Raw genomic sequence first — 26,209 nt, 5'->3', positions numbered from 1 at the left:
ATATAAGGCCGTAAACGTGACCGGCCGCGAAAACATTGCGGTTACTAGGCCAATTCGATATCCAAACGCCGCAGCATGCCCTGGCGTAAGGCCGCAGCGGCCTCGGCGTCCAGATAAGCGCCGTCCAGCGTTGCCTCGTTGCCGTCGCGGAAATATAAGCGGTACCGCTGCGGCTTGACCGGGTACGGACCGAAACAATCACGCCGTTGCGGATTCAGGTAAACCACCAGTGTGGCGCCGAACAAGGCGCAGGCGGCACTGGCCACCGGCAAGGTTTCTTCGCCAGCAAAGGGCGCCGCACTGCGCTCGCCGTCGGAAAACAGCCTGGCCGCCAGCACCGGCTCGGGTTGGAAACGCAACTTGCCGTCCACAACGCGGAACGGGGCATCGCCGAAAAACAGATAGGTCCACAGTTGCAGCAGTTCCACCGTCGAACCGGACAACCGGGCGACGCAGCCGCGGCCGTGCTGGCGCGGGTCGACGCTGAAGCCGCTGCTGACCAGAAAGCTGGAATTCTCCAGCGGATTGCGCTTGTACTCCTCGGCATCCCGAAACGCCACCAACAAACGCTCGATGTCGGCATAAAATTCTGCGACCAGACCGGCGCGCAGCATTTCCAATACAAACTTGTAATGCATGTGCAGGAAGATCGAGCCGTTTTCCAGCCAGCCGTAATTGAATACGCCGATCCGGCCCAGATCCAGCGCCTGGTCGCCCAGCGCAGCATTGAGCCGGTACATGCCCAATTTGCGGTCGTACAGCTCGGAATTGCGCGCGGCCAGATACAGGCGTCTGGCCGATTCGCGATCGGCAATCCGGAGCGCATGGACGAAGCCTTCCAGAAACGGCGGCAGCGCCACCGGAAGGAAACGGGTAATCTCGACGCTGCCGTCCGCCTGCTCGTGGTAGTCGCCGGCACGGAAGGCGTAATAAGTGGTGATGCCGGCGTCGGATTCGGCTTTGGCTACCGCAGCGGTCAGATAAGCCGAGGCTTTGCTGAAGAAGCTGCGCAGCCGGTCCCGAGTCAGTGCTGTTTCGGCACCGGCGAAGCCCATGAACACTTGCCGGCGGTAAGCTTCCTTCAAGGCGCCGCTTTCCTGCCAGAACGCGTGCGGCGTCAACGCCGGCAGATCCAGCAAGCGGTCCAGCCCGGCGACGAAAGCGGCCAGCTCGGCCGGCAGCGCTATCTCGGCGGCGTTGATCGCGGCGAATAACGGCAAGCTAAAATCGAACAGCCGTTTCAGTTCGATGGTTTCGTTGACCGCCGAGCCGAGAATGCCGGGCAAGCCATTCAAAGCGTCGCACCAACCGGGCCGGTCGGCTTCCATCTCGATGCCGATCCCGGCCGGGTCCAGCGTCGCCAGCTTGTTTGCCACCAAGGTGACGATTTTGCCCAACAAGGTGGTGTGGACGATGGCGCCACGGCCTTGCTCGGCGCGCACCTGGTAACGCCGGCCGCTACGCGACTCGATCAAGGCTTTTTTCTCCGCGCTGAATTGCACGGCGCCGTACTGGCGCAGGCCGTCGGCCGTAATCCGGTATTTTTGCGCGCGCGGGGCGACGTAATGGGTTGGGTCGAAAAAGGTGTAATCGGCTTCCAGCAACAGTGCGGGCAGCCGGTCGGGGAAGATCGCCCGATAGTTGACCAGCAGATCGACCAGATACGTCCAATGGTCGGACCAATAACCGCGATCGAATTCGGCGTCCGCCACTTCCCGCGCTGCGGCGAGAATGGCGCCGAGCATTTCGTCAGCCGCGTCATGGCCGGCCAACAGCTGCCAGAGCTCGGCGTATTTGAATTCGGTTTCGAGTAAAGCCGCCAGTCCCGGAATTTCGGCAAAATATGCCGCGAACTCCTGCGGCGCAGCGACGGCGAAACGCCAGTTGCGCAGAGCGCAGGGGTTATAGCCGTCCGGCTGGATCAGATTGAAAAAGTAACGGATGTTTTGCCCGCCCAAGCCCGGCTCGAAAAACAGATCGACGCGGCGGTTCTGCAATACGTCGCGAAAGTCGCCGTTGCCTTCCGAATACGGCGTGTCCTGCAACAGGAAGTCGTTATAGTCGCGCTCCAGATCGCCGTGTTTGCGGCCGAACAAATACAACAGCTTGCCGCCCGGAACCGGCGTCGGAAAGCCGCCGCGCAAACCGTTATCCAGATAGCATTGGCGGACGTGGCCATCGAACAAGGGCAGGGCGGTGGCGGTAAAGGCTTTGCGGCCGATTCGGTCGATCAACGTTCGGTTAGCTTCGCGTTTGGCGGCGAAATACTCGGCTCGATAGGCGGCCTGCGCCACGAAACGTTGATATTCCGCCACCGATTCGGCGTGGCCGTAGACCGCGTAAAACACCTGGCTGGTTCCGGGCGGCAGGTCCAGCGTAAAGGTTTGAAATGCCGCCGGCGTCTGGTTGGCTGCGACCTGGTTTTCTAAATCCAGCGGCGCGTCGCTAAAGAAGCGTTCCGCGCTGGAAAAATCGCCGGCCAACCCGAATACCCGTTCCGGGTCGACGATCACCGGGTTACGCCGGCCGGCGCTGCAGCCGAAAAAGAAATTACCGCCGTCGACCGCTTCCACTTGCGGTGAATCGGTCGGCCAGACTTTCAGTCGGTAAAACGGCAGAGCGTCGTCGACGCCTTCGACGCGCATGAAGGCTTCCGAGGTGCGGCTCATGAATTTCAAGATCCATTGGTTCATCGCGTACGGCAAGACTTGCGGCAAGCCGTCGACGATTTCGATGCGCAGGGTTCGGCTGGAAATATTGCCTATTTCCACCCGGCGCACCAGGCCGGCGACGTTGGCCTCCGGCAGTGTGAACATATCGGCGCGGATGCTGAAACCGAGGCCGGGATTGATCTCTTCGACCCCGACTTCGTGCGGCGTCACGCTTAACCGCTGGACGACCTCCGCACCGGCGCCGCGTTGGAACGGTTCGTAATGACGGATGGTTTGGCCGTCGGAAATTTTTAAAAAGCTGCGGAAGCCGCGGGACGGCGTCAGTTGGTAAGCCTTGTCGGCCGGAAAGAACTCCAGGAAGGCGCCGTCTTTGTTGCGGACGCCGAAACTGGCGATGGCCTGGCCGCGGTTGACGTAAAACGCCCAGGCCGGTCGGCCGGATACGCCGGCGATGCCGGGCAGAAAACTGGCAAATGCAGCGCAGTCGTTGTATTGCTCAACGACAAAGCGTTCGCCGTCGGCGAAGTAGTAGCGGGGCTGAGCCATGGTCTCTCCAAAATGGGCGGCAAACGGGCCGGTTGCGGCGGGTTAGGGTTGCAGCCGGACGATGCGGCCCTCGACCTGCTGAGTTATCGTGCGCTGCGGCAAGTTGGCGATTGCCGCTTCCACGGTTTGGCGGAAACCGACAGCCGTGCCGTCGTCCAGCCGGCGCGGACTGGTTTTGCCTGCGCCTTTGCCGAATATCGCATAGTCGTCGCTGGAACCGTGTTCCCAAATGAAATCGGTGCTGGCGACACTATAGGTTTTGTACAAATCCAGGGCTTGGTCTTGTTTGGTGCCGCGCGGCCTGATCTGCACGTCGCCGGCGTCTACCCGGTACTTGAAGCCGCCGTCGGCTAGGGGCTCGGCGCGGTAGCCGAAGCGGATGCCGGAGACTTGCAGAAAACGGCCGTCGCCCAAATGGGCTTTGGACACCGAGTTATTCAACACCTCCAGCAGTTGCTGGCCGGTCAATTCGAAGCTGACCAGCTTGTTGTCGTAGGAAAACAAGCCTTCCATGTCGTACAGCGTGACCGGTCCGGCCGGGATGTTGTCGTTGATGCGGATGCCGCCGCCGTTGGTGAAGGCGATGTCGGTGCGCATCCGTTCCCGCATCGTGTCGGCCAGGAAGTTGCCGAGTGCGGTTTCCCGGCCGCGCACTGCCGGTTCGACGCCTTCCAGCAGATGTTCGGTGTAGCCCAACACCTGCTTCAGGTCTTTGCCTTGTTGCTGAAATACGCCGGCCAGCCGTTGCAACTGGCGGTCGACTTCGGCTGCCACCATTGGGTCTTTGGCGATGCTTTGGTCCAGATCAACTTTGCGGTGGCTGCTGCTGAACTTGCCGGCGGCGAGGTAAATGTCGTGGACGATGGCGCTTTTATTGTCGGCGTCGGCCTTGGTGATCCAGGTGTTGCCGATCTGTTGTTCGATAAAAAAATGCTCGTGGCCGCCGACGATCAGGTTCACTTCCGGATATTCGCGCGCCAGCCATTGGTCTTGGTCCAAATCCTGGTGGGTGAGGGCGACGATGGCCGTCGCCCCCTGGCTTTGCAAGCGGTCCAAGGCGTTGCGGATGGCGGTGCGCCTGGCCGGCAGATCGTAGGCGAATTCGACATAAGCTGGTTTGCGGCTATCCAGGGTGATGCCGAAGAAGCCGACCTTGACCCCGGCAATGTCTTTGACACAAACATCGTGCACCTGAGGCACCCTTTGGCTGAAGGGTTCTGCAACTGCACTTTCGCTGAATTTGAAGCGGGTGTTGGACGAAATCCAGCTAAAGTCCGATTGCACGATCCGCCGCAACAACAGCCCGGCGTCCGGCGTATCGAATTCGTGATTGCCGAACACCGCCATCATCTCGTGATCGAACGCAGCCGGCGCGCCGTCCAGCAAGTTCATGACCTGGACCATCGCATCGGCCTGCAGGTATTTGCTCATCACCGACGGAAACAAAAAATCGCCGCCGTGCAACAGCAGCACCGGAGTGGTATCGGCCTGCAACTGACGGCGCAGGGTACGCAAGCGGGCAAAACCGCCGACGTTACCGTTCTCCAGACCTTCGATTTTGTAGGAGTCGTTGACTTGCAGAATCCGGAAATGCGCGCTTGGCGCCGGCTCCGCTCCGGCAGGCGTATCGGAGGTGGAAACCGCGCTGCAAGCCGCAAGCGAGGCGACGACGGTTGCGAGTAGCAGTGATTTTGTCGGCGACATAAAACCTATCCTCCGCGGTGCCGGGCCATGTTGCCGATCAAGATAGCAGCGAATCGGAATTAACCCAAAAATTGACGGGGTTACCACCGGCGCAGAGGGGGCAAGCCGACTTTTGCTGGAAAGCTAATCCGCCGATTTTCGTGGCTTAAGTGGCAGGTATTGCTATTGCCCAAGGCAAACCGACCGAGCCTGCGTTCTATTGGCTTAGCGCGCTGAAACGAGATCGATGCTACTCTTGCGGCGAATCAATTTGAATGTTTGATGGGCGTAGATTCGAAAATAATGTTTGCTCGACAATGTCAAGTAGCGACCCGTAAGTTGCCATTCAGCGGATTTTCTTGACCGTCTGATACTTACCGTAAAGTGGACAGTTATCATAAAAAAATAAATCTGGAATTGGATGAATTATGGAATTTGGACTTAGGTATTTAATAATTTCGATAGTATTGATTGGGGGAATGTCCTCTGTTAAGGCTAAAGAGGTAAACACGTCAATTGTTGACGGGCTAGGAAGACCTGTTAGTAATGTTCAGGTTAATATCTACTGGTTAAAAACAATAACTGATGATGATGTCCGCGAAATATCTTTAGCACGATTAAGGTCAGACAAAAATGGACAAATTAAAGGAAGCTATGACGAATCTGCTGCTCCTCATGATGAGCATATATTCTATGGAATTTCTAAAAAAGGTTATGAGGAATATTCATCATCAAATTATAAATCTCAGTACGTTGTAAAGAGGAAATATAATCCATTTAATTTAAAAAATATTATTAAGCTTTCTGGCGAAAAGCAAATTATCCATCTACGTGAACTTCTAGCGGGAGACTACCCTGATTCACTTCAAAATGAGCCACTTGAAGAACTAGTATTTTCTGAAGAAAAAAAACTAAGACCTGCGTTAAGATCGTTGATAAATGATCCTCACGTTGGTCTAGCGGTAATAAATTTGCTTTCTCTTATTGGAGCTCCAGAGGACTTGCGACTCATTGTCAATAATGCGCCACAACCAAACGATGGAGTTTTAGGTAGTCGCTGGGCGTATCATGTAGTCACAGCTTTAATCGAGCCATCTTCAGATCAAGAATGGGCGTTTTTGCGAGAGTCAGTGCTAAACAAATATAAAGACCGGTGGGTTGAATCTGGAGCGATTCAAACCCTAATGCTGATTGGAACACCAGTTAGCAGGCAGATTTTAGTTGAAGCCGCATTAAATAATAAAAACCGAACTAAAGACATCCAGCAAGCAATAAACTATATCGATTCAAAACCTGAATCTATTGCAGATCTAAATCTTATTAAAGCAGGAGAAAAAATAGGCAATACATTATATGCTGGAAGATGGAGGAAAAACTCTAAACCCCGTTTTAATAAAAATAAAGATAAGGCTTTAATTGATTGTGAATTCATATTGGGTAGGGATCGGATTAATTACACCGCAACTTTTCATAAGATTGCAGGCGTTTGGCAACTTCATGGTGTTCGGGAAACTTGGCAAACCCTGATGGCGTATGAAAAAAGCGAATCATTGTAATTATCAAAGTAAGCCAAAAATTCAAACCGGCTGGATACTTTAAGCATGAATGACTGTTATTGATACGTGATTTGCCCTTAACGTTAAATTGCCAATTGACTGGTTTTGGCCGATAGCGATCTTTAAAAAAAACAAAACTGATTCATTGTTTCGTATAAAGGGGCATTGGTGCTTACAAACAGCGCTCATCGAAGTACGCTCAAATAACTCTCCCATCGACGATTCATCGCTTGGCTCGAAAACCGCAAGCCAGTGAATCCTTTCGCTCCAGTACGGAAAGCGCGGGGAAGCGCAAAAGCCAACGCCATCCGGATGACCGGGAGCGCAACTGCCTACCAACCGGCCGTCTCGAAACGGGCTTTACTTTTCCGTTTGCCCATGTCGCCAGGCTTCGACGGCGAATTCGGCGAGTTCTCCGGCCAGTTCGGCGATAAAGCTTAGTGCCGAGTAGGCAATTGCGGCTATCATCAGTGCGAGGATTAATTTCAGCTCGTCCTTCGGTATGCTGAACCGGTCATTTGGCCCGGCAGCGCTCGGAGGATTGGGCGCGATTGGGAAATGTTCCAAGTCCGATTTTCGGCGCTAGCGGCTTGGCCCACGCGCGATTGCCGGACAGAAACCCTTATCTTTCGGAGGCAGCGATGCAGCTCGTCAAAACACTGAGTGCGGCCTTGATGCTGGCGGCAGCCGCACCGCTGCCGGCCGAACCGGTCAAATGCGTGGTGGCAGGTAAAACGCTGTATACCGACGACGCCAAAAAATGCGCCAAAGGCGAAGTCAAACCGATCAACGGCGCCTTGGTGATTACCGAACTGCCGACCGCGAAGTCCGCCGGTAAATCCGCGCCGATTTCGGCGCCGGCTAGCTCCGATTCGTTGCTGGACTCGTTGTTGCAGCGGTTGGGGATTACGCAACAGGAAGTCGCAGCCGGTTGGAAAACCGTCGACGAGGCGCGCCAACGCGGCGAGTGGCAGGCGCCGGAGATGCCGGAAGATGCGCGTTAAGCGCGGGCGAAAGCATCGGTTATCAGCTAGCCGCTGTTTGCTTGGCGGCTCTGCGGGCAAGCCTGTGCCGAATCGTATCCGCTGTATCGGTTTGGTCATGGCGCTGGCCGGACAGGCTGTGGCCGGGGAATACCATTTGACGATTGCCGAGAAGCGAGTCGATCTCATCGGCCAGCCGCAGACCGCGATTCTAGCGGACGATGGTCTGCCGGGGCCGACATTGCATTGGCGGGAAGGCGAACAGGTGGTGTTGCATATCGAAAACCGGCTGTCGGAGCCGACTTCGATCCATTGGCACGGCCTCGAGTTGCCGTATCGGATGGACGGCGTGCCGGGTATCAGTTTCGAGGGTATCGCGCCCGGTAGCCGCTTTACTTACCAATTCCCGGTCAAGCAGAGCGGCACCTATTGGTACCACGGCCATTCCGGCATGCAGGAGCAGCAGGGCTTGTTCGGGGCGTTGATCATCGATCCGGCGCAGCCGCAGCCGCCAACCGATCGCGATTACGTGGTGATACTGTCGGATTGGCCGCAGGCCGACCCTTACCGCACGCTGGCTCGGCTGAAAAAGCAGAGCGATTACTACAATTTTCAGAAACGCACGCTTGCCGATTTTTTTGCCGATATCGAACGGCTCGGGTTTGGGGAAACCGTCAGCGACCGTTTGGCCTGGGGAGCGATGCGGATGGACCCGACCGATCTGGCCGACGTCAACGGTTCGACCTACCATTTCCTGATTAACGGCCGCACCCCGCAAATGCAATCGCATTTTTTGTTCAAACCCGGAGAAAGAGTGCGGCTGCGTTTCATCAATGCCTCGGCGATGACGTATTTCGATGTGCGGATTCCGGGTTTGGCGATGCAGGTCGTAGCCGCCGACGGCCAAAACCTGCAGCCTTTGAACGTTAATGCCTTCCGGATTGCGGTTGCGGAAACCTATGACGTCGTGGTGCAACCCAACGCCGAACAAGCCTACAGTATTTTCGCCGAGGCGATGGATCGCAGCGGTTACGCTCACGCCAGCCTGTCGCCGCGGGCGGATTGGTTGGCGCCGGTGCCGCCGCCGACGCCGCGGACCTTGTTGACGCTGGCGGATATGGGCGGTGCCCACGCCGGACACTCAATGCCGGGCGATAATCATCTCGAACATGCCGAACACGTCGAACACGTCGAACACGTCGAACACGTCGAACACGTCGAACACGCCGAACACGCCGAACACGCCGAACACGTCGGCCATGGGCCGCAGACTACCGAGAGTCCCGCAGCCGGCCGGGCAACAGAACATGCCGTCCATGCCGGCCACCATCACGCCGCCATGTCGCCGGAAATTCCGTCGTACCAGACACTCGATTACCGCAATTTGCGCGCTCTAACCGCCACGCCGCTACGCAAGCCGGACCGGGAAATCGAGTTACGGCTGACCGGTGACATGCGGCGCTACATCTGGTCGTTCAACGACGTCAAATACGCCGATGCCGAACCGATTCGGGTCAAGTTAGGCGAAGTGGTGCGCTTCCGTTACGTCAATCAGACCATGATGAACCATCCGATCCATATCCACGGCTTGTGGCAATACCTGGATATCGGCGCCGGCGCATACAATCCGAAAAAGCACGTCGTCAATGTCAGGCCGGGGACCACCGCGGTGGTCGATGTGCCGGCCGACGCGGTGGGCGAATGGGCGTTTCATTGCCATTTGCTGTACCACATGGATACCGGCATGTTTCGTAAATTGATCGTCGAGCCAAATCATGATTGAGCGGCGCAGAGCGATAGCCACAATCATCGGTCTGCTGTGGCTGAACTGCCGAGCCGATGACGGCCACATGCTGTTCAACCGCTTCCTGGCCGAACGCCTGGAATACGAAAGTAACGGCGGACTGCATCTGGCGAAATGGGATATACAGAATTGGTTCGGCAACGACGACCACAAGCTTTGGCTGAAAACGGAAGGCGACTATTCCGCCGACCAGGACATTTTCGGCCGAGCCGATTTACAGGTGCTGTACAGCCGCAACGTCGATAGTTTCTGGGATTTTCAAATCGGCGCCCGCCGCGCGTTCGAGCCGGAGCGCACGTTCGACGCGGTGATTGGGTTTCAGGGCTTGGCACCGTATTTTTTTGAAGTTGACAGCGCGCTGTTCGTCACCGAGAAGGGCAATGTGCTCGGTCGATTGACGGTCAGTTATGAGCTGTTGCTGAGTCAGCGCCTGATCCTGCAGCCGCGCATCGGTTTGAATGTGGCGGCGGAAGACTTGCAATCGCGCGGTGTCAAAGCCGGGGTGACCGAATTCGAGGCCGGTTTACGGCTGCGCTACGAAATCGAACGCGAGTTTGCGCCTTATCTGGGGGTCGATTACGTCGAAGAGCAGTCGCTGCGCGAACATCAACATAGCGTCAGAGCCGTTGCCGGTTTCCGGTTCTGGTATTAGCAAGGTGCTGCGAAAGGGCTGAACCAGTACTTGAATTTGCTTGTCTGATCGGATTAGGACGATAACCCACAACCGGGAAGTGGCTAATCAATACTTTCAGGAGAGCCACCATGACAAATTCCAACTTCGTCGCCATCGCTATTTTTTTAATCACTACCGCTTTTGCCACCACGGCGTTTGGCGAAATCAAACCAGCCCCAAGTCCGGTGTCCGCAGCGTATTCGCCGGATAACACGCTGCAAACTTTCAGCAAAACCGTGCACGGCGGCGTGCAGCACGTGGTCGCCAAGCCCGGTGCCGACGCCAAGGTGATCGCTGCCATCCAGGCCCATCTGCGGCAGTTGGCGGGTGCTTTGACCAGCGGCGATTTTTCCGCTAGCGAACGGATGCACGGTGCCGCCATGCCGGGCTTGGCAAGGCTGAAAAACGCGAAACCGGACGAGATTCGTTACGAGTACCGGGCTTTACCGAACGGCGGCCAGATCCATTACAGCAGCGAATACCCGCAATTGGTGCAGGCGTTGCACGAATGGTTCGATGCCCAAACCCAAGCCCACGGCGCAGAGGCGGTCCCAGGACATCAGCAACATCATGCCGCGCCGGCGCAATGATCAGGCCTCGGAGTCGATAATTTCCAGGCATACCAGCATGGTATGACGCACCACGAAAAACGTCATCGCCATCGGATACAGCGCGTAATGACGGGTAATTAGTAAGCTGGCGGCAACCAGGCCGAGAATCAGGCTGAAGTCGAATCGGCTGATTTTCTCCAGGTAACGCAAGTGTTGTACCGAGTCCGGATCGAAGTAAGGCGCCTTATTGATCAAGGCCAGGGTCAAGGTCGCGGTCAATAACGCGTAGTAGATCGGAAACAAGAAAAACATCGGCGCTTCGGCGCCGAACTGAGGTTGCCAGTAGGAATACCAGACGAACAAACCGGCAGTGGCAAAGCCATCGTGCCATAGCGAGGTAGGGAGTTTTTTCAGATAGCCGCCGGCGACGCTGGCGGCCATCACCGTGACGCCGACGGCGGTCGCCAGCGGCGACACCAGGTAATCCAGGAGCGCGGTTTGGTTTTGCACTAAAACCGCGAGGGCAATGCTACAGGCAATGAATCCGATCATAATCAGGCCGCTAAAAAAGTTAAGCCGGGAATTTAGCATTGCTGGCGCTGAAAAAGAAGCATTGCCGGCGCTGTTCGCCGCCACCCGTTACCGCTACGCCGACGATGGTGTTGTGCGTAGCGGCGGCAGGGACGGCTAGGGTTCAGAAATCCAGTTTCAATTCCATCATGAAGGTGCGCGGCGCGGCAATGAAAAATAACGGTGCGTTGCCGCCGCTGCCCCATTCCACATATTGTTCGTCGGACAGATTTTTTACGCGGGCGGTAACGGTCGCGTGCGGGTTGAATTTCCAGGCCAACTGGGTATCGAATACCGCGAATGCCGGGGCCTTGATAATGTTGCTGGTATCGACGAAGCGGTCGCCGACATAACGGGAGCCGAAGTTCCATTGCCAGTCCGGGTCGAAATCCCAGGTCAGCCAGGCGTTCGCGACCCATTTGGCAACGTTGGTCGGCCGGTTGCCCTTTCGGGAAACGATGGTGGTGTTATTGACGGTTTCCAGAAACTTGTCGTATTGGGCGTCGACATAAGCCATATTGCCCTGCATGCTCCATTCCGGGGTTAATTGCACGCCGATATTCGCTTCCATACCGGCGGAGGATTGTGCCCCGATCGGCAACACCCGGTTACGGTCGGACGGGTCGGTCATCGACAGGTTTTTACGTTCGATGTAATAACCGGCCAAGGTTGCCGAACCTTTACCGTCCCAGAAATCGAATTTGGTACCGATTTCCGCCTGACGGCCGGTGGTCAGGTCGAAATCGCGCAAGGCGGCGAAGGTGCCGGTGGTAAGGATGCCGGAAGGCGGATCGGCGGCAGTGCTGTATTGGGCATACACGTTGAAGGTGGAGGTGATGTCGTACATCAGCGCCGCGCGCCAAGTCACCGCGGTCCAGCGGCGACCGAACGCGGCCGGCGTAGTCGCGGTGGGCGGTACGATTCCTGTGCGCAGGTTGACCGCATCCAGCCGGATATCGTCCACCCGCAAGCCGGTGATCAGATTCAAATCAGGTACCAGCGTCAGTCGGTTTTCGGCGTAGCCGGCGACGGTATACAGCTCGTTGCGAGCGTTCGGCACCGGACCGGTAGCAGCCGGATAATCGTAGTAGCTGCCTACGCTGAAATTGTAGGGATCGACGGTACTGACCGTGCCGTTCGGGCTCTCCATGCTGGGCGCCCGGGTTTGTTTGTTGTAGGCGACGTCGATACCGGCCGAGAATTTCGACGGCAAGTTAAACCAGCGGTCGCTGTGGACAATTTCGAAACGGTTGCCCACTAGGGCTTGGTCGTGGTTGACCGCAAACGACCGGTTGCGAATGATTTGGGTGTTGCTGGCGTTCCAGTCGTAGCCTTCGACGTTCAACCATTGCCGGTCGGCCTTGTAGTAATAAAACGTGTTTTTGAACTGAGTATTTTCCGACAACTGGTAATCGACGATGTCGCGTAGCCAGAACACCTGTTGGTCGAATGTGGGGCTGGCGGCGTTGTAATTTCTGAAACGGGTGTTCGGATCGATTTGGCCTTCGATTGGGCCCAGACCAGGGGTTCCCCACGGGACGATCCGACCGCCAACCGTCGGATTCAGTACCGGCGTCCCCCAATAGGAGTCGCGGTCTTCCAATTGGTGCTCGAAGGCGATGGTGTGGGACAGCTTGGAGGTGATGTCGCTCAACAACGAAAACGACATGGCACCGGAATTGGCCTCGGTCCGATCGATATAACCTTCGGAGCCGAGGTAACTGATATCGGCCTGCAACCAGTTATCGGTGTTGCCGAGCCGACCGTTAAATCCGTAAGAAGCCCGCCGGTTCAGATATTCGCCGAGCGAAACCAGTGCGCTATGGCGGTCCGGGCCGCGTTGGGCGATCTTGCTGACGTAATTGATCGAACCGCCAACGGCACCTTGCCCATAGAGAAAGGTGGACGGTCCGCCCAATACTTCTTCCCGTTCGATCAGCCAACTGTCCAGCGGCCTGGCCGCAACCACATCGTACTGTACCGTGATGCCGTTGAATAACTGGGTGATTTGCGCTCCGCTGAAACCGCGCATCGATACCGAACCGGCAGAGCCGGGTTGAGACGATACGATGATGCCCGGCGCTCTCTCCAGGGCTTCCTGCGTGGTTTGCGCGCCGCGTTTTTCGAAGGTGGCGCGGTCGATGATCGTGATCGAGGCCGGCGTTTCCCGCGGCGTCAAGCCCAGACGGCTACCGGTGACCGCTTCGCTATCCAATTGCGGTTTTTGGTTGGGTGGATTTAACGGCGCAGTGCCGACCACCGTCATTGCTTCCAGGGTCTGTGTGGCGGCTTTCGGTGTCGCCGGTTTTTCTTGTTTTTCTTGTTTTGCGGGTTGCTTCTGCTCCTCTTCTGCAGCGCTGCCGTCGGCGGCAAGTGCGGCGTTGATGCCGCAAGCCAAAATGGACATGTTGATGAGTACTGTGAATTGACGCCCGGGGGCCCGGTAGTGTTTTGTCATGGTTGCCGAATCGGTTACGTTTTGAAATGGGATAGAAGTATGCGTAATACCAGGGCTCGGAAACGCAAGTAACGGACCAGTTCCGCAGCCGGCGCCGGCTCTGGCCTGCGGAGGCCCGAGTCAATTAAACTATGTTTTATAATCCGGTTCGACTAGGGGATATGCCGTAAGTAATCGATTTTCGTTGCAGCCTTGGGTGTTGTTAAAATGGCGGCTTGGCCGGACATTCGGCGTTCGGAATTTCTGAAATCGGTTAAGGACTCAGCAAATGGCAGGATTTTTCTCGAAGCAGCGTATTATCGCCCGGTCAGGCTATAGCCGTTGGCTGGCCCCGCCAGCCGCACTGTCGGTACATCTATGCATTGGCCAGGCCTATGCGTTCAGCGTATTCAACGATCCGCTGACCCGTGTCATCGGCATTGGCGCTTCGGCTCCCGACGATTGGAAATTAACCGAACTGGGTTGGATCTTCAGTTTAGCCATCGTCTTTCTGGGCTTGTCCGCCGCATTCGGCGGCAAATGGTTGGAAAAAGTCGGCCCGCGGCTGACCATGTTCGTTGCGGCCTGTTGCTTCGGCGGCGGATTTTTTATCGCCGCGCTTGGCGTCAAACTGCATGAGATCGGGTTGCTTTATCTGGGTTATGGCGTGATCGGCGGCATCGGCCTGGGCTTGGGTTACGTGTCGCCGGTATCGACCTTGATCAAATGGTTTCCGGACCGACGCGGCATGGCTACCGGCATGGCTATCATGGGTTTCGGCGGCGGCGCGATGATCGGTGCGCCGTTATCGGTGTGGTTGATGGACCAATTCAAATCGGCAACGTCGGTCGGGGTGAGCGAAGCGTTTTTGGTGATGGGTGCCGTGTATTTTTGCTCGATGTTGATCGGGGCATTGGCGATCCGGATTCCGCCCGCTGATTGGCTGCCCGAGGGCTGGACGCCGCCGGTCGTCGCCAACAAAATGATTACCGACAAACACGTGCATATCGATCAGGCGCTGAAAACGCCGCAGTTTTACTTGTTGTGGCTGGTGTTGTGCCTGAACGTCAGCGCCGGTATCGGCGTGTTAGGCCAGGCTTCGGTGATGATTCAGGAAATGTTCAAGGGCTCGGTAACGCCGGCCGCCGCGGCCGGCTTCGTCGGCTTACTGAGTTTGTTCAATATGGGCGGCCGCTTTTTCTGGTCGTCGGCGTCGGATTATCTGGGCCGCAAGCATACCTACATGATTTTCTTTGCGGTCGGCGCGGTGCTGTATGCAACGATTCCGACTATGGGCATGGCCGGCAATATGGCGATGTTCGTGCTGCTGTATGCATTGATCATGAGCATGTACGGCGGCGGATTCTCGACCATCCCGGCTTATCTGGCCGATATATTCGGTACCCGTTTCGTCGGCGGCATCCACGGCCGGCTGCTGACGGCCTGGTCCACGGCCGGCGTGTTGGGTCCGGTGTTGGTCAACTATCTGCGCGAATATCAGATTGGCCAAGGCGTGGCCAAAGCTGAAGCCTATAACATGACGATGTACATCATGGCCGGGCTGTTGCTGGTTGGATTTGCCGCGAATCTGGCGATTCGGCCGGTGCATGAAAAGCACCATATGAAACACGATGATTTCGACGAACTGGACGGTATTTATCCAGCCGGCGAGACCGATCACTGAACCGAGACCAATTATGAACAATCCGCAAAATCACCAACCCTCCAGTCCGCTGCTCGTGGCCTTGTTTTGGCTTTACGTATTACTGCCGCTGGCCTGGGGCGTCTGGTCCACGGTCAAGAAAGCTTTGGCTTTATTCGGCTAAATCTGCATCCAGCCGCTGCGGCCCGGCTGATGCGGTGGCTCAACGGGAACCGGATTTTTCCGCGCCCGCCGCATGGTGCAGATATTGGTTGACCACTTCCAAATCCACTTCACTCAAACTGCCGGCCGCTTCCTTCAATTTGATGCCATTGATGAGGTAGTCGTAACGGCTTCTGGCGTAATCGCTTTTGGCTTTGTACAGATTGCGTTGCTCGGTCAACACGTCGACCATGGTCCGGGTGCCGACTTCGAAGCCGGCTTCGGCGGCTTGTACCGCCATGTCGGCCGATTTGCTGGTGGCATCTAGCGCCTTGACCCGGCTGACGCTGGAAACCACGCCGCGAAAGGCGTCCTTGACGCCGCGGTTGACGCTGCGCTTGACCTTGGTCAGGTCTTCCTTGGCCGCTTGGTACTCGTGCTCGGCTTGGCGCACCCGCGACGAGACGCCGCCGCCTTCGTACAGCGGCAGATTCAATTGCAGCCCGAAGCTTTGGCTGTCGCCGCGCAGGCCGTATTGGTTGCCGGTATCCATTTCGTTGTATTGAGCGACGATATCCAGGGTCGGCATGTGCTTGGATTCCTGTAAATCGATGTTCTTTCTGATGTATTCAGTCTGGTTGATTTGAGCGACGATCGAAAAATTATTGTTCTCGGCGGAATTGGCCCAGGACGACAAATCCTCCGGCGCCGGCGGCGACAGCGGAATTTCCGGTTGCAGACCCTCCAAATCGGCAGCGTTGTCGCCGACGATCTCCCGTAGCGCTTCCTTGCTGTTGTCGAGCAGGTTTTGCGCTTCGATTTCGCTGGCCAGCGCCCGATCGTAGCCGGCTTGAGCTTCGTAAACGTCGGTGATGGCGATGATGCCGACGTCGAACCGTTGCTTGGCTTGTTCTAACTGCTTTTCGATGGCTTTTTTCTCGGCGACGGCAAATTCCAGATTGTCTTGCGCCGCCAGAATGTTGAAATAAGCTTCCGCGGTGCGTCGCATCAGGTTCTGGTATTTGGCCTGAAATTGGGCTTCGGCCTGGGCGATTTTGTTGTCGGCCTGGTCCAATTGCACCCAGTGCTCCCAGTGAAAGACCGGTTGTGTTAAGTTGAAGCCCAACTTGCTATCCCAATAATGCTGCAAGGTGGTACCCAGGAAGCTGGTACTTTCCAGCCGATTGCGGCTGCTGTTGGCATTGAACGAGAGCTTAGGCAACATCTGTGCAATGCTTTGCGATTTGATTTCGGCCGTCGCCAGTTTGTTGATATCCGAACTTTTGAAATCGGGATCGTTGGCTTTTGCCAATTGGAAGGTCTCCAGCAAATCCTGGCTGAAAGCCAACTTAACCGGGATTAACGCCACCAAAAGCGTGCATAACGTTCTTGTCATTGCTATATCTCGTGCGGACGGGTAAAAATAAATAATCATTATCGCCTAAAATAGCCCGGCGACAGTGTTTAATTCACTAAGAGTGCCATAAGGTTAGGCACACATCATTTATCCGTCAAAACCAAACTGAAACCTGAAAAGAGTCACTATGAGTCAGAAAATCACTAAAGTCGTTTTTCCAGCCGCCGGGCTTGGAACCCGTTCCTTGCCTGCCACCAAGGCCGTTGCCAAGGAAATGCTGCCGATCGTGGATAAACCGCTGATCCAATATGCGGTTGAGGAAGCGGTCGCGGCCGGCATCGACACCATGGTGTTCGTCATCGGCCGTAACAAGGAGTCGATCGCCAACCATTTCGACAAGTCTTACGAGTTGGAAAAAGAGCTGGAAAAAAGCGGCAAGACCGGCTTGCTGAACATGCTGCGCGGCTTGCTGCCGCCGCACGTCTCGTGTGTGTTCGTGCGCCAGGCCGAAGCCTTGGGTCTGGGCCACGCCGTACATTGCGCCAAACCGGTGGTCGGTAACGAGCCGTTCGCGGTGATTTTGCCGGACGACCTGATCGAAGACGGCAGCCGCGGCTGTCTGAAGCAGATGGTGGATCTGTTCGAAAAAGAGCAAAGCAGTATCCTGGGGGTGGAGCGGGTCGATCCGACCGAAACCCATAAATACGGCATCGTCGAACACAGCGAAACCGCGCCGCGGGTCGGCAAGCTCAGCTCGATTGTCGAAAAACCGAAGCCGGAAGTAGCGCCTTCCAACATCGCCGTTGTCGGTCGCTATATCCTGACACCGGCGATCTTCGAGAAAATCGAGAGCACCGGCCGCGGCGCCGGCGGCGAAATTCAATTGACCGACGCGATCGCAGCGTTGATGAAAGACGAACAAGTCCTGTCTTACGAATTCGAAGGTAACCGTTACGACTGCGGTTCCAAATTCGGTTTCCTGTTAGCCAACGTCGAATACGGCTTGCTGCACCAGGAAATCAACCAAGAGTTCGGCCAATACCTGAAACAGCGCGTCGCTAAAATCTGATTGTGGCGGCCGGAACGGCTAACCGCGGCCGTTCCGGGCTTGCCGTCGGTTTACCGTTTCGTAAATCAATAGAGCCAGCATAATCAGCGCCGTGCCGGCCAGCGTGGTCGGCGTGATCGGTTCTTGATTCACGCTGTAACCCAAAAACAAGGACATGACCGGCGTCAGCAGATTCATCATCGCCACGTTGGTGGCCGGCATGTTGTTCAGCACGAAGTAATACAGCGCAAAACCCAGCGTGGTGGCGATGACTCCAAGGTAAATAATCGAATACAGCGCCTTCGGCTCGATGTCTTGCGGGAATGCCAAGCCTTCCATGCCATACCAGGTCGCCAGGTACAGCGGGACCGCGATCGACAAGCCGCCGGTGACCAACGGCAACGCCCCAAGACCGGCATCGATTTGTTTGACCCAGACCGCGCTGGCGGCGTGGATAAAGGTGGCGACCAACACCCCGATCAGACCGGTTATTGCTTGCTCGTTCAGTTCCAGCGCCGAATTGAACATGATCAGCAGGCCGCAAACGCCCAGGCTGTAAGCGAACAGCTTGCCCCAACCCAGGCTGCGTTCTTTCAAGTAGGCAGCGGCCATGAATGCGGTCATGAATGGGCTGAGGCCGAATATGACTGATATCCAGCCGGAGGGGACGAATCGAGCGGACCAATAGGTCACCAGCATGCTGCCGTAGAGTTGTACCGCCACGGCGAAGTAGCTGGTCAAGGCCGGCCGGCGCAGCGGTATCCGGCGACGCGCCACCAAGCACAGCAATAACAGGCAACTCAGGCCGATGCTCATCCGCGCCGTGGCCGCGAATACGAAGCCGGCGCCTACGCTGCTCCATTGGATGGCCAGCGGCGTCGTGGTCCAGATCAACACCACGCCGATATAGGCCAGACCGAGGCGAATATTCAACTTAAGGCAGTTTCAAGCGGTTGGCGATCAATTGCTCGACCACCGACGGATCGGCCAGGGTCGAGGTGTCGCCCAAATCGTGAAATTCGTTAGCGGCAATCTTGCGCAAAATCCGGCGCATGATTTTACCGGAGCGAGTCTTCGGCAGGCTGGGCGCCCACTGAATCAGATCGGGCAGGGCGATGGCACTGATTTCCTCTCTGACCAAATCTTTCAACTCGCCTTTCAGGCTGCTACTGCCTTCGACGCCAACGTTCAACGTGACGTAGGCATAGATGCCCTGGCCTTTGATCGGATGCGGAAAGCCGACCACGGCCGCTTCGGCCACCAGATCGTGCAGCACCAGGGCGCTTTCGATTTCGGCAGTTCCCAAGCGGTGGCCGCATACGTTCAACACGTCGTCGATGCGGCCGGTGATCCAGTAGTAGCCATCCTGGTCGCGGCGGGCGCCGTCGCCGGCAAAATAATAGCCGGGGAATTTGCTGAAGTAGGTATCGACGAAACGTTGGTGATCGCCATAGACCGTCCGCGCCTGGCCCGGCCAGGGCTGAGTCAACACCAGAATGCCTTCGGCTTCTCCTTCCAGTTCATGACCGTCCTGGTCGAGAATGGCCGGCTGTACGCCGAAAAAGGGCAAAGTAGCCGAGCCCGGCTTCAAGGTTGTGGCGCCGGGTAGCGGTGTGATCAGGATGCCGCCGGTTTCGGTTTGCCACCAGGTATCGACCAACGGACAGCGCTTGTTGCCGACTACGTGGTAATACCATTCCCAGGCTTCCGGGTTTATCGGTTCGCCGACGCTGCCCAGAATGCGCAACGAAGTGCGTTGGGTACGGTTGACGAATTCGTCGCCCTGCGCCATCAGCGCCCGGATCGCGGTCGGTGCCGTGTAAAAGATATTGACCCGGTGTTTGTCGATGACTTGCCAAAACCGGTCCGGATGCGGATGGGTCGGTACGCCTTCGAACATCAACGTGGTGGCGCCGTTGCACAACGGCCCGTAAAGCACGTAGGAATGGCCGGTGATCCAGCCGATATCGGCAGTACACCAATAGACTTCGCCTTCCTGGTAATCGAACACGTATTTGTGGGTCATTGCCGCATACAGCAAGTAACCGCCGGTGCTGTGCAACACGCCCTTCGGTTGGCCGGTCGAGCCGGACGTATAGAGGATGAACAACGGGTCTTCCGCGTCCATCATTTCCGCCGGGCAAGTGGCGGCAGCGGTTGCCATCTCGGTGTAGTAACAGATATCGCGCTGATCGTGCCAGGGAATGTCGTGGCCGGTATGTTTGATGACGATGACTTTACTCAAATTCGGGCACTGATCCGCAGCTTTGTCGACATTCAGCTTGGAATGGACGATTTTGCCGCCACGGAAACTTTCGTCAGCGCAGATCAGTATCCGGCAATCGGCGTCGATCACCCGATCGCGCAAGGCATCTGCCGAAAAGCCGCCGAAGACGATGGAATGGACCGCGCCGATCCTGGCGCAGGCCAGAATCACCACCGCCGCTTCGGCGATCATCGGCAAGTAGATGCAGACTCGGTCGCCCTTGCCGACGCCGTGATTTTTCAGGACATTGGCGAATTTACAGACCTGTTCGTACAGCTCTCGATAAGTCAGCGCGCGGCTGTCGGCCGGATCGTCGCCTTCCCAAATAATCGCGATCTGGTCGGCGCGGTGCGGCAAATGGCGGTCCAGACAGTTGACGGTGACATTCAATTTGCCGCCGACGAACCATGCAATCTCGCCTTTGGGGTAGTCGTATTGCAGTACGGTGTGCCAAGGTGTTTGCCAGTCCAGAAACCGCACGGCTTGTTCTGCCCAAAAAACCTCCGGTTGTTCGACCGATTGCCGATATAGCTGCTGGTATGCCGCTGCATCGATATGCGCGTTGGCCGCGACTTCGGGGGATACCGGATAGGTTTTTTGATCTGACATGTTTTACTCCTTGTGCTAAGTCTGGTTACTGGGCGGCGAGTCCAGGCTGACGCTGCGGACGCCGCGTAAAGGCTCCGGCGACCAGTGAGCAACGGCCCAGTCTAATATCGCCGGAATTTCGGCCTGTTTCAGCGTTGGCGGCGGATTTTGGCCGAGTAAGCTTAACAGCATGAACAAGGTTTGGCGCGGCGATGTTGCGGTCACTGCTTCGGCTCGGGTTTGTTTGCTGAGTTTTTGCCCGGCACGATCGACGATGACCGGCACATGCAGGTAGTTCGGTTCCGGGAAGCCGAGCAGTTTTTGCAAGTATATTTGTTTCGGTGTGGACTCGAGTAAGTCGCAGCCGCGGACGATGTGCGTGATAGCTTGGCGCTGGTCGTCCACCACGACAGCCAACTGGTAGGCGACGATGCCGTCCTTGCGCAGCACGACAAAGTCGCCGTGTTGCTCAGCGATATTCTCGCGGATAGCGCCTTGCAAACCGTCGCAAAATTCGACGCATACCGGCATTGCTTTGACTCGCAATGCGGCCGGATGGTCGGTTTGCTGCGACCTTAGCCGGCAGTGGCCGGGGTAAATCGGCCCGGCAGCGGCTAACGAACTCCGGCTACAACTACAGGGATACACCGCATCTTGCTGCCGCAATTCGGCGAGCGCTTGGTGGTATTGGCTTAAATGCCGGCTTTGATAATCGGCCTCTTTGTCCCAATTCAGCCCGAATGCCGCCAGACAATCTAAAATCCGCTCCGCCGCGCCGGGCATGTTGCGCGGAGTGTCGGCGTCGTCGATACGCAGCAGCCATAAGCCGTTTTGGTGGCGGGCATCGAGATAGCTGGCCAGCGCGGTGTAAAGGGAGCCAAGATGAAGCGGGCCGGTAGGCGAGGGCGCAAACCGGCCGATATAGGGGTGAGGTGGGGCTGGTTCTAGCCTAATTGCTTTTCCCTGATTTCGTCCAGTGTCTTGCAATCGATGCACAAGGTTGCGGTCGGTCTGGCTTCCAGGCGGCGGATGCCGATTTCGATACCACAGGTTTCGCAGTAGCCGTAATTGCCGGACTCGATTTCTTTCAGCGCTTCATCGATTTTTTTGATCAATTTGCGCTCGCGGTCGCGAGTGCGCAGTTCAAGACTGAATTCGGATTCTTGCGTGGCGCGATCGTTAGGATCCGGAAAGTTTGCCGCTTCGTCCTGCATGTGGTGAACCGTCCGGTCCACCTCTATCATCAGTTCGGATTTCCATTTGTTCAAGATGGCGGAAAAGTGTTTTAACTGCGCTTCGTTCATGTACTCTTCGCCTTCTTTTTCCTCATAAGGCTTAAAAGTAAATTCCGCTGCTGCAGGGTTAGAATTGTTCATCCAATGACTCCTGGCGGTCTAAAAAATCGGGGCTTTTTATCAGAATAGCCGGGGGCAAGCAAGAAGTTTGTTATCATGCCAAAGCTTTACCTCTACCCGGATACTGGATTATGAAACAGCACGTCGCCGACAGGATGCGCGGTATCAGTTCGTTTTATGTGATGGAATTATTACAGCGCGCCAAGGAACTGGAGCGGCAGGGCCGGGATATCATTCACATGGAAATCGGCGAACCGGATTTTGCCACCCCGCCGTTGGTGCTGGAGGCCGGTAACCGTTTTCTCAGCAAAGGCGAAGTCAAATACACCGCTGCAGCCGGCTTGCCCGAATTGCGCGCTGCAGTGGCCGATTTTTACCGTACTCAGTACGGTGTCGATCTGGACCCGCGCCGGGTATTTATAACGCCTGGCGCGTCCGGCGCTTTCCTGTTGGCGTTTGCCACCAGCCTGAATCCTGGCGATAAACTGCTGATGGCCGATCCCTGTTATCCGTGCAACGATAATTTTGTCAGGCTGTTCGACGCAAGCACGCATTTCGTGCCGGTCGGAGCCGACACTGGCTACCAGTTGAACGCTGAGCTGATTCAGCGCCACTGGCAGCCGCAATGCAAAGGTGCGCTGATCGCGTCGCCGTCCAATCCTACCGGCACCCTGATCAGTCATGCCGATTTGCAAGCTGCGGTGGCGGAAGTCAGAGCGTTGGACGGATGTTTTTATTCCGATGAGATTTATCATGGCTTGGTATACGGCGCTGCCGCTGAAACCGCCTTGCGGTTTAGCGACGAAGTCTTTGTCATCAACAGTTTTTCCAAGTTTTTCGGGATGACCGGCTGGCGGGTGGGCTGGCTGATAGTGCCGGAGGACTTCATCGACGCGGTGGAAAAGTTGGCGCAAAATATTTTCATCGCCACACCGACTCACTCGCAATATGCGGCGCTGGCGTCCTTCAGTCCGGAGAACATGGACGAATTGCGCCGACGGCGCGACGAGTTTGCGGCGCGGCGCGACTTTCTTTACGATAACCTGCTGGGTTTGGGGTTTAAAATTGCCTGTAAGCCGCAAGGGGCTTTTTACATTTACGCCGATTGCAGCGAGTTTTGCAGCGACAGTTTCGATTTTGCCAGAGGTCTATTGGAAACCGAGGGCGTAGCCGTAACCCCCGGCAAAGATTTCGGCGAACATCTGGCCAATCGCCATATTCGGTTTGCATATACCGCCTCAATCGATAGAATGGCCGCCGCTCTCACCAGACTGGAACGATTCATATGCCGATAAGCCAATATACGCCCGAACAACTTCGCCAGCGTTTGCAGGAAGAAGCGCCGCCGCTGTTGCTCGACGTGCGCGAGCCGCACGAGTTTGCCTATGCCAAAATTGCCGGTAGCGTATTGATTCCATTGCAGCAAATCCCGCAACGGCTGGACGAGATACCGACCGACCGGGATATCGTGGCAATTTGCCACCATGGCATGCGTAGCCAACAAGCGTGTAATTATCTGCAACATGCCGGCTTTGAACGTTTGATCAATTTACGCGGCGGTATCGATGCTTGGTCGCTAGTCTGCGACTCTTCGGTTCCTCGTTATTAATAAATAATAAATCTATGTTTTTAAAAGAATTCTATGCAATTCAGGATGGCTGTGTCGCGATTAGCGCTGCCCAAGCCAGTATGTTCGCCAAAGAAGTCGCGCACGACTTCAATCCGCTGCACGATGAAGATGCCAAGCGTTTTTGCGTACCGGGCGATTTGCTGTTTTCCCTGGTGTTGGAAAAATACGGTTTGAGCAGCAATATGCATTTCACGTTTTCCGGAATGGTCGGCCACGGGGTGCTGCTTAACTTTCCCGACACCGATGCGGAACAGATCGATGTTACCGATAATCAGGGTAAAACTTACCTGCAAATCCAGCGTTCCGGCAGCCTGACCCGCGATCCGGAGCTAATTGAAACTCTGATTCGGGATTATGTGGCGTTTTCCGGGCAGAACTTCCCGTACGTGTTGGTGCCGTTATTGGCCAAGGAACAGGTGATGTTCAACATAGACCGGCCGTTGGTCATATACGAGAGCATGACCTTGAATTTAAGCCGGCTGGATTTTGCCAAGCCCAAGCTGGAAATGCTGGAGCCGACAATGGAAGTCAACGGTAAGCGGGCTACCGCTTACTTGCATTTTCAAATCCAAGCGAATGGCGAAGTGGTTGGTTCCGGATTCAAGAAGCTGGCCGTCAGCGGCCTGCGCGATTACGAAGCCGAACCGATGCAAGCCTTCGTCGACGACTATCTGGCCCGAAAACACGGCTATCTAGGCGAATTGGCCACGGCGAACGCTTAAGCTGGGCTGCGGCGAGCCGGATTGCGGATATTCGCGTTCGGCTTCGCTATCACAAATCGAGCGAGAACGGTTCCACCAACACCCAATCGCCGCGTTTAACGCCATCGCATTCGGCGGACAGCACGATAAAACAGTTGGCTACGCTGGCCACCTTAAGTTGATGCGAGTCTTGGGTGCCGGCGGCCGTCACCGCGAATTCGCCGTTGTCCAATTGCCGCAGCACGCCGCGTTGGTATTCGCTGCGGCCCGGCACTTTTCGCAGATCGCTGTCGCTACGGGCGCTTATCTGCAGCGTCTTGGCGGGGCTGGCGCCGAGAAGTCGATCAAGACCGGGTTTTACGAATTTGTTATAAGTGACCAGCACCGCTATCGGATTGCCGGGCAGACCGAAAAACCAGCAGTCGCTTATCTTGCCGAATGCCAAGGGCTTGCCGGGTTTGATCGCGAGTTTCCAAAAATGCACTTGCCCGCATTTCTCCAGAACCTGTTTGACGTAGTCGGCGTCACCTACCGACGCGCCGCCGGTCGAAATCAGCGCGTCGTGTTGCGCCGCCGCTTGAACCAACATGGCTTCCAAGGCGACCGGATCGTCTTTTACCACCCCCAAATCGTTCGCCATGAAGTTTGGGTCTTCGAGCAAGGCCGCCAGCAAATAGCGGTTGCTATCGTAGATTTGGCCGATAGCCAATGCAGAACCGAGCGGCGCCAGCTCGTCGCCGGTGGAAAAATAACCGATTCGCAAACGGCTTTTGACTTCGACGGTACTGATGCCAGCCGCCGCCAGCAAACTAATGTCGCGCGGACTGAGCTTTTTCGGCGCCGCGATCAGCCTCTCTTGGCGCTTAAAATCGCTGCCGGCTGATCGAATGTTTTTTTGAAACAAACACGGCGCGGCAAAGTAGACGCGGTCCGCTTCGACACGCGTTTGTTCTTGGGCCACGACGCTGTCGGCCGTTTCCGGCACCACCGCGCCGGTAAATATGCGCACGCACTCGCCATGAGCCAGCGAACCCGTAAAAGGTTTGCCGGCCCAGGCAGTGCCGACTACGCGCAGGCTGAATTCGGCGTCTCCGCAGAGTCCGGTGGCGGCAAAGGCGTAGCCGTCCATCGCCGCATTCGGCTGCGGCGGCATGTCGATTGAAGCGAACACGTCCGTGGTCAGGATTCGGCCCAATGCGCTACTCAACTCGACCGACTCTATGGTGGCAATCGGGGCAAGGGTTTGTTGAATCCGCGACAGCGCTTGCTCGGCGGACAGGAGGGTGTTTTGGGGGGGGAAGCAGATATCGTTCACTGAGAGCGGCTCAAAAATTGGTACAGAATAAAGTCGGCTATGGAATCGGTGTCGTTCAGATCCAACCAAGGGCAATCCGGTGGCGTCGCTAGCGGCGAGTCGCTGGCTACGGCGATGATCCAAGGGTCGCTCGGTTGGAGTAAGGGTTTGCCCAGCGTTGGCCGGTGCAGTTCAATTTTCGGAAACGCCTCGTGTCGGAATCCCTCGACCAAAATCAGATCCAGCTCGACACCGGATAATGCGGCCAGTTGATCAGTCAGCTTTACCTCATCTTGCGGGAGTTCCTCGACGATGGCTCGGCGGTATTTCGAAACCAGCAGCACCGGATTTGCGCCGGATTTGCGCAGCTCGTAGCTATCTTTACCGGGTTTGTCGATTTCGAAATCATGGTGGCTGTGTTTGATCAGGCCGATTTGTAGCGACTTTGCCTTCAGCAACGGAATCAATTTGGTCAACAGCGTGGTTTTGCCGGTGCCGCTGTAGGCCGCAAAGCCCAAAACCGGGGGAGCACAATGGGTCATTAGAAAAAACGTCGTTAATCCAAGCCGACGTATTCTAAGTTATTATGCAAACCGGTGTTAAGAAAGGACCCGTCGAGAATGGTAAGGATCGGAATAGTTTTGGTGCTGATAATTGGCGTTTTAGCCTATCGCTGGTACATCACAACGCC

Annotated in this window: 23 protein-coding genes; 12 read left to right on the top strand and 11 right to left on the bottom strand. The window is 56.3% G+C overall.

Features of this window, described 5'->3' with window-relative positions; genetic code table 11:
- Positions 1–44: 44 nt before the first annotated feature.
- Both ACH518_RS14470 and ACH518_RS14465 read right to left on the bottom strand, forming a co-directional pair.
- On the bottom strand, positions 45–3,218 hold the full coding sequence (locus tag ACH518_RS14470; protein WP_445370603.1) for a hypothetical protein: 3,174 nt from the start codon (positions 3,216–3,218) through the stop codon (positions 45–47).
- Positions 3,219–3,260: 42 nt separating this feature from the next.
- On the bottom strand, positions 3,261–4,922 hold the full coding sequence (locus ACH518_RS14465) for a bifunctional metallophosphatase/5'-nucleotidase (protein WP_445370602.1): 1,662 nt from the start codon (positions 4,920–4,922) through the stop codon (positions 3,261–3,263).
- A 407-nt stretch (positions 4,923–5,329) separates the two neighbouring features.
- On the opposite strand from ACH518_RS14465, the gene ACH518_RS14460 reads away from it, so the two are divergent.
- The 5 genes from ACH518_RS14460 (at position 5,330) to ACH518_RS14440 (ending at position 10,507) form a co-directional block, all read left to right on the top strand.
- Complete coding sequence (locus ACH518_RS14460; protein WP_445370601.1) at positions 5,330–6,457, top strand: hypothetical protein; 1,128 nt, start codon at positions 5,330–5,332, stop codon at positions 6,455–6,457.
- Positions 6,458–7,098: 641 nt separating this feature from the next.
- Positions 7,099–7,461: a hypothetical protein gene (locus tag ACH518_RS14455; protein WP_445370600.1), complete on the top strand. Its 363-nt coding sequence runs from the start codon at positions 7,099–7,101 to the stop codon at positions 7,459–7,461.
- A 64-nt stretch (positions 7,462–7,525) separates the two neighbouring features.
- Complete coding sequence (locus tag ACH518_RS14450) at positions 7,526–9,223, top strand: copper resistance system multicopper oxidase (protein ID WP_445370599.1); 1,698 nt, start codon at positions 7,526–7,528, stop codon at positions 9,221–9,223.
- On the top strand, positions 9,216–9,896 hold the full coding sequence (locus tag ACH518_RS14445; protein WP_445370598.1) for a copper resistance protein B: 681 nt from the start codon (positions 9,216–9,218) through the stop codon (positions 9,894–9,896). Before ACH518_RS14450 ends, ACH518_RS14445 begins: the two co-directional genes overlap by 8 nt.
- 110 nt (positions 9,897–10,006) lie before the next feature.
- A complete protein-coding gene (locus ACH518_RS14440; protein ID WP_445370597.1) occupies positions 10,007–10,507 on the top strand; it encodes an aspartate carbamoyltransferase in 501 nt (166 codons plus the stop codon).
- Here ACH518_RS14440 and ACH518_RS14435 read toward each other — a convergent pair whose 3' ends face one another.
- Positions 10,508–10,978 carry a hypothetical protein gene (locus tag ACH518_RS14435; RefSeq protein ID WP_445370596.1) on the bottom strand — a complete coding sequence of 157 codons (471 nt, stop codon included), beginning with the start codon at positions 10,976–10,978 and terminating at the stop codon, positions 10,508–10,510.
- 28 nt (positions 10,979–11,006) lie between these two features.
- On the opposite strand from ACH518_RS14435, the gene ACH518_RS14430 reads away from it, so the two are divergent.
- Positions 11,007–11,159, top strand: a complete 153-nt coding sequence (locus tag ACH518_RS14430) for a hypothetical protein (RefSeq protein WP_445370595.1) — start codon at positions 11,007–11,009, stop codon at positions 11,157–11,159.
- Between the two features lie 3 nt (positions 11,160–11,162).
- Here the strand turns inward: ACH518_RS14430 and ACH518_RS14425 are convergent, their stop codons facing one another.
- Positions 11,163–13,445 (bottom strand): TonB-dependent receptor, encoded by a 2,283-nt coding sequence (locus tag ACH518_RS14425; RefSeq protein WP_445370594.1) that lies wholly within the window; start codon positions 13,443–13,445, stop codon positions 11,163–11,165.
- A 319-nt stretch (positions 13,446–13,764) separates the two neighbouring features.
- Between ACH518_RS14425 and ACH518_RS14420 the strand changes: the two genes are divergently transcribed.
- Complete coding sequence (locus ACH518_RS14420) at positions 13,765–15,159, top strand: L-lactate MFS transporter (protein WP_445370593.1); 1,395 nt, start codon at positions 13,765–13,767, stop codon at positions 15,157–15,159.
- A gap of 13 nt (positions 15,160–15,172) precedes the next feature.
- Entirely contained in the window at positions 15,173–15,301 is a 129-nt protein-coding gene (locus ACH518_RS14415) for an MFS transporter small subunit (protein WP_260839210.1), read from the top strand.
- 39 nt (positions 15,302–15,340) lie between these two features.
- On the opposite strand, the gene ACH518_RS14410 is transcribed toward ACH518_RS14415, so the two are convergent.
- Entirely contained in the window at positions 15,341–16,675 is a 1,335-nt protein-coding gene (locus ACH518_RS14410) for a TolC family outer membrane protein (protein WP_445370592.1), read from the bottom strand.
- Between the two features lie 148 nt (positions 16,676–16,823).
- Here ACH518_RS14410 and galU point away from each other — a divergent pair, with 148 nt between their 5' ends.
- Positions 16,824–17,705: a UTP--glucose-1-phosphate uridylyltransferase GalU gene (gene galU / locus ACH518_RS14405; RefSeq protein WP_445370591.1), complete on the top strand. Its 882-nt coding sequence runs from the start codon at positions 16,824–16,826 to the stop codon at positions 17,703–17,705.
- 18 nt (positions 17,706–17,723) lie between these two features.
- Here the strand turns inward: galU and ACH518_RS14400 are convergent, their stop codons facing one another.
- From ACH518_RS14400 to dksA, 4 genes are read right to left on the bottom strand one after another with little or no spacing between them, the layout of a single operon-like run.
- Positions 17,724–18,617 carry a DMT family transporter gene (locus tag ACH518_RS14400; protein ID WP_445370590.1) on the bottom strand — a complete coding sequence of 298 codons (894 nt, stop codon included), beginning with the start codon at positions 18,615–18,617 and terminating at the stop codon, positions 17,724–17,726.
- A 1-nt stretch (position 18,618) separates the two neighbouring features.
- Positions 18,619–20,559, bottom strand: coding sequence for an acetate--CoA ligase (gene acs / locus ACH518_RS14395; RefSeq protein WP_445370589.1), 1,941 nt, complete (start codon positions 20,557–20,559; stop codon positions 18,619–18,621).
- 15 nt (positions 20,560–20,574) lie between these two features.
- Positions 20,575–21,534 (bottom strand): tRNA glutamyl-Q(34) synthetase GluQRS, encoded by a 960-nt coding sequence (gluQRS, locus tag ACH518_RS14390; RefSeq protein WP_445370588.1) that lies wholly within the window; start codon positions 21,532–21,534, stop codon positions 20,575–20,577.
- Entirely contained in the window at positions 21,483–21,914 is a 432-nt protein-coding gene (gene dksA, locus ACH518_RS14385; protein WP_140911266.1) for an RNA polymerase-binding protein DksA, read from the bottom strand. The genes gluQRS and dksA overlap by 52 nt, the downstream gene beginning before the upstream one ends.
- A 110-nt stretch (positions 21,915–22,024) precedes the next feature.
- On the opposite strand from dksA, the gene ACH518_RS14380 reads away from it, so the two are divergent.
- The 3 genes from ACH518_RS14380 to ACH518_RS14370 are packed head-to-tail and all read left to right on the top strand — an operon-like array spanning position 22,025 to position 24,245.
- A complete protein-coding gene (locus tag ACH518_RS14380) occupies positions 22,025–23,188 on the top strand; it encodes a pyridoxal phosphate-dependent aminotransferase (protein ID WP_445370587.1) in 1,164 nt (387 codons plus the stop codon).
- A complete protein-coding gene (locus ACH518_RS14375; protein WP_140911268.1) occupies positions 23,179–23,502 on the top strand; it encodes a rhodanese-like domain-containing protein in 324 nt (107 codons plus the stop codon). Before ACH518_RS14380 ends, ACH518_RS14375 begins: the two co-directional genes overlap by 10 nt.
- 14 nt (positions 23,503–23,516) lie before the next feature.
- Positions 23,517–24,245, top strand: coding sequence for a DUF3581 domain-containing protein (locus ACH518_RS14370; RefSeq protein WP_140911269.1), 729 nt, complete (start codon positions 23,517–23,519; stop codon positions 24,243–24,245).
- Positions 24,246–24,294: 49 nt separating this feature from the next.
- Here the strand turns inward: ACH518_RS14370 and moeA are convergent, their stop codons facing one another.
- Both moeA and mobB read right to left on the bottom strand, forming a co-directional pair.
- The gene (gene moeA, locus ACH518_RS14365) at positions 24,295–25,539 is read right to left on the bottom strand and encodes a molybdopterin molybdotransferase MoeA (protein ID WP_445370586.1); all 1,245 of its coding nucleotides are present in this window, start codon (positions 25,537–25,539) and stop codon (positions 24,295–24,297) included.
- Entirely contained in the window at positions 25,536–26,060 is a 525-nt protein-coding gene (mobB, locus tag ACH518_RS14360; protein ID WP_445370585.1) for a molybdopterin-guanine dinucleotide biosynthesis protein B, read from the bottom strand. The genes moeA and mobB overlap by 4 nt, the downstream gene beginning before the upstream one ends.
- Positions 26,061–26,209: the final 149 nt, after the last annotated feature.

Source organism: Methylomonas sp. HW2-6 (assembly GCF_052474525.1).
This window is presented reverse-complemented; position numbering and strand designations above follow the sequence as displayed.

What these genes read in the sequence shown, in the direction of transcription:
- ACH518_RS14470 (WP_445370603.1), bottom strand. Translation starts at nt 3,218, where the DNA reads ATGGCTCAGCCCCGCTACTACTTCGCCGACGGCGAACGCTTTGTCGTT.
- ACH518_RS14465 (WP_445370602.1), bottom strand. Translation starts at nt 4,922, where the DNA reads ATGTCGCCGACAAAATCACTGCTACTCGCAACCGTCGTCGCCTCGCTT.
- ACH518_RS14460 (WP_445370601.1), top strand. Translation starts at nt 5,330, where the DNA reads ATGGAATTTGGACTTAGGTATTTAATAATTTCGATAGTATTGATTGGG.
- ACH518_RS14455 (WP_445370600.1), top strand. Translation starts at nt 7,099, where the DNA reads ATGCAGCTCGTCAAAACACTGAGTGCGGCCTTGATGCTGGCGGCAGCC.
- ACH518_RS14445 (WP_445370598.1), top strand. Translation starts at nt 9,216, where the DNA reads ATGATTGAGCGGCGCAGAGCGATAGCCACAATCATCGGTCTGCTGTGG.
- ACH518_RS14440 (WP_445370597.1), top strand. Translation starts at nt 10,007, where the DNA reads ATGACAAATTCCAACTTCGTCGCCATCGCTATTTTTTTAATCACTACC.
- ACH518_RS14430 (WP_445370595.1), top strand. Translation starts at nt 11,007, where the DNA reads ATGAATCCGATCATAATCAGGCCGCTAAAAAAGTTAAGCCGGGAATTT.
- ACH518_RS14425 (WP_445370594.1), bottom strand. Translation starts at nt 13,445, where the DNA reads ATGTCCATTTTGGCTTGCGGCATCAACGCCGCACTTGCCGCCGACGGC.
- ACH518_RS14420 (WP_445370593.1), top strand. Translation starts at nt 13,765, where the DNA reads ATGGCAGGATTTTTCTCGAAGCAGCGTATTATCGCCCGGTCAGGCTAT.
- ACH518_RS14415 (WP_260839210.1), top strand. Translation starts at nt 15,173, where the DNA reads ATGAACAATCCGCAAAATCACCAACCCTCCAGTCCGCTGCTCGTGGCC.
- ACH518_RS14410 (WP_445370592.1), bottom strand. Translation starts at nt 16,675, where the DNA reads ATGACAAGAACGTTATGCACGCTTTTGGTGGCGTTAATCCCGGTTAAG.
- galU (WP_445370591.1), top strand. Translation starts at nt 16,824, where the DNA reads ATGAGTCAGAAAATCACTAAAGTCGTTTTTCCAGCCGCCGGGCTTGGA.
- acs (WP_445370589.1), bottom strand. Translation starts at nt 20,559, where the DNA reads ATGTCAGATCAAAAAACCTATCCGGTATCCCCCGAAGTCGCGGCCAAC.
- dksA (WP_140911266.1), bottom strand. Translation starts at nt 21,914, where the DNA reads ATGAACAATTCTAACCCTGCAGCAGCGGAATTTACTTTTAAGCCTTAT.
- ACH518_RS14380 (WP_445370587.1), top strand. Translation starts at nt 22,025, where the DNA reads ATGAAACAGCACGTCGCCGACAGGATGCGCGGTATCAGTTCGTTTTAT.
- ACH518_RS14375 (WP_140911268.1), top strand. Translation starts at nt 23,179, where the DNA reads ATGCCGATAAGCCAATATACGCCCGAACAACTTCGCCAGCGTTTGCAG.
- ACH518_RS14370 (WP_140911269.1), top strand. Translation starts at nt 23,517, where the DNA reads ATGTTTTTAAAAGAATTCTATGCAATTCAGGATGGCTGTGTCGCGATT.
- mobB (WP_445370585.1), bottom strand. Translation starts at nt 26,060, where the DNA reads ATGACCCATTGTGCTCCCCCGGTTTTGGGCTTTGCGGCCTACAGCGGC.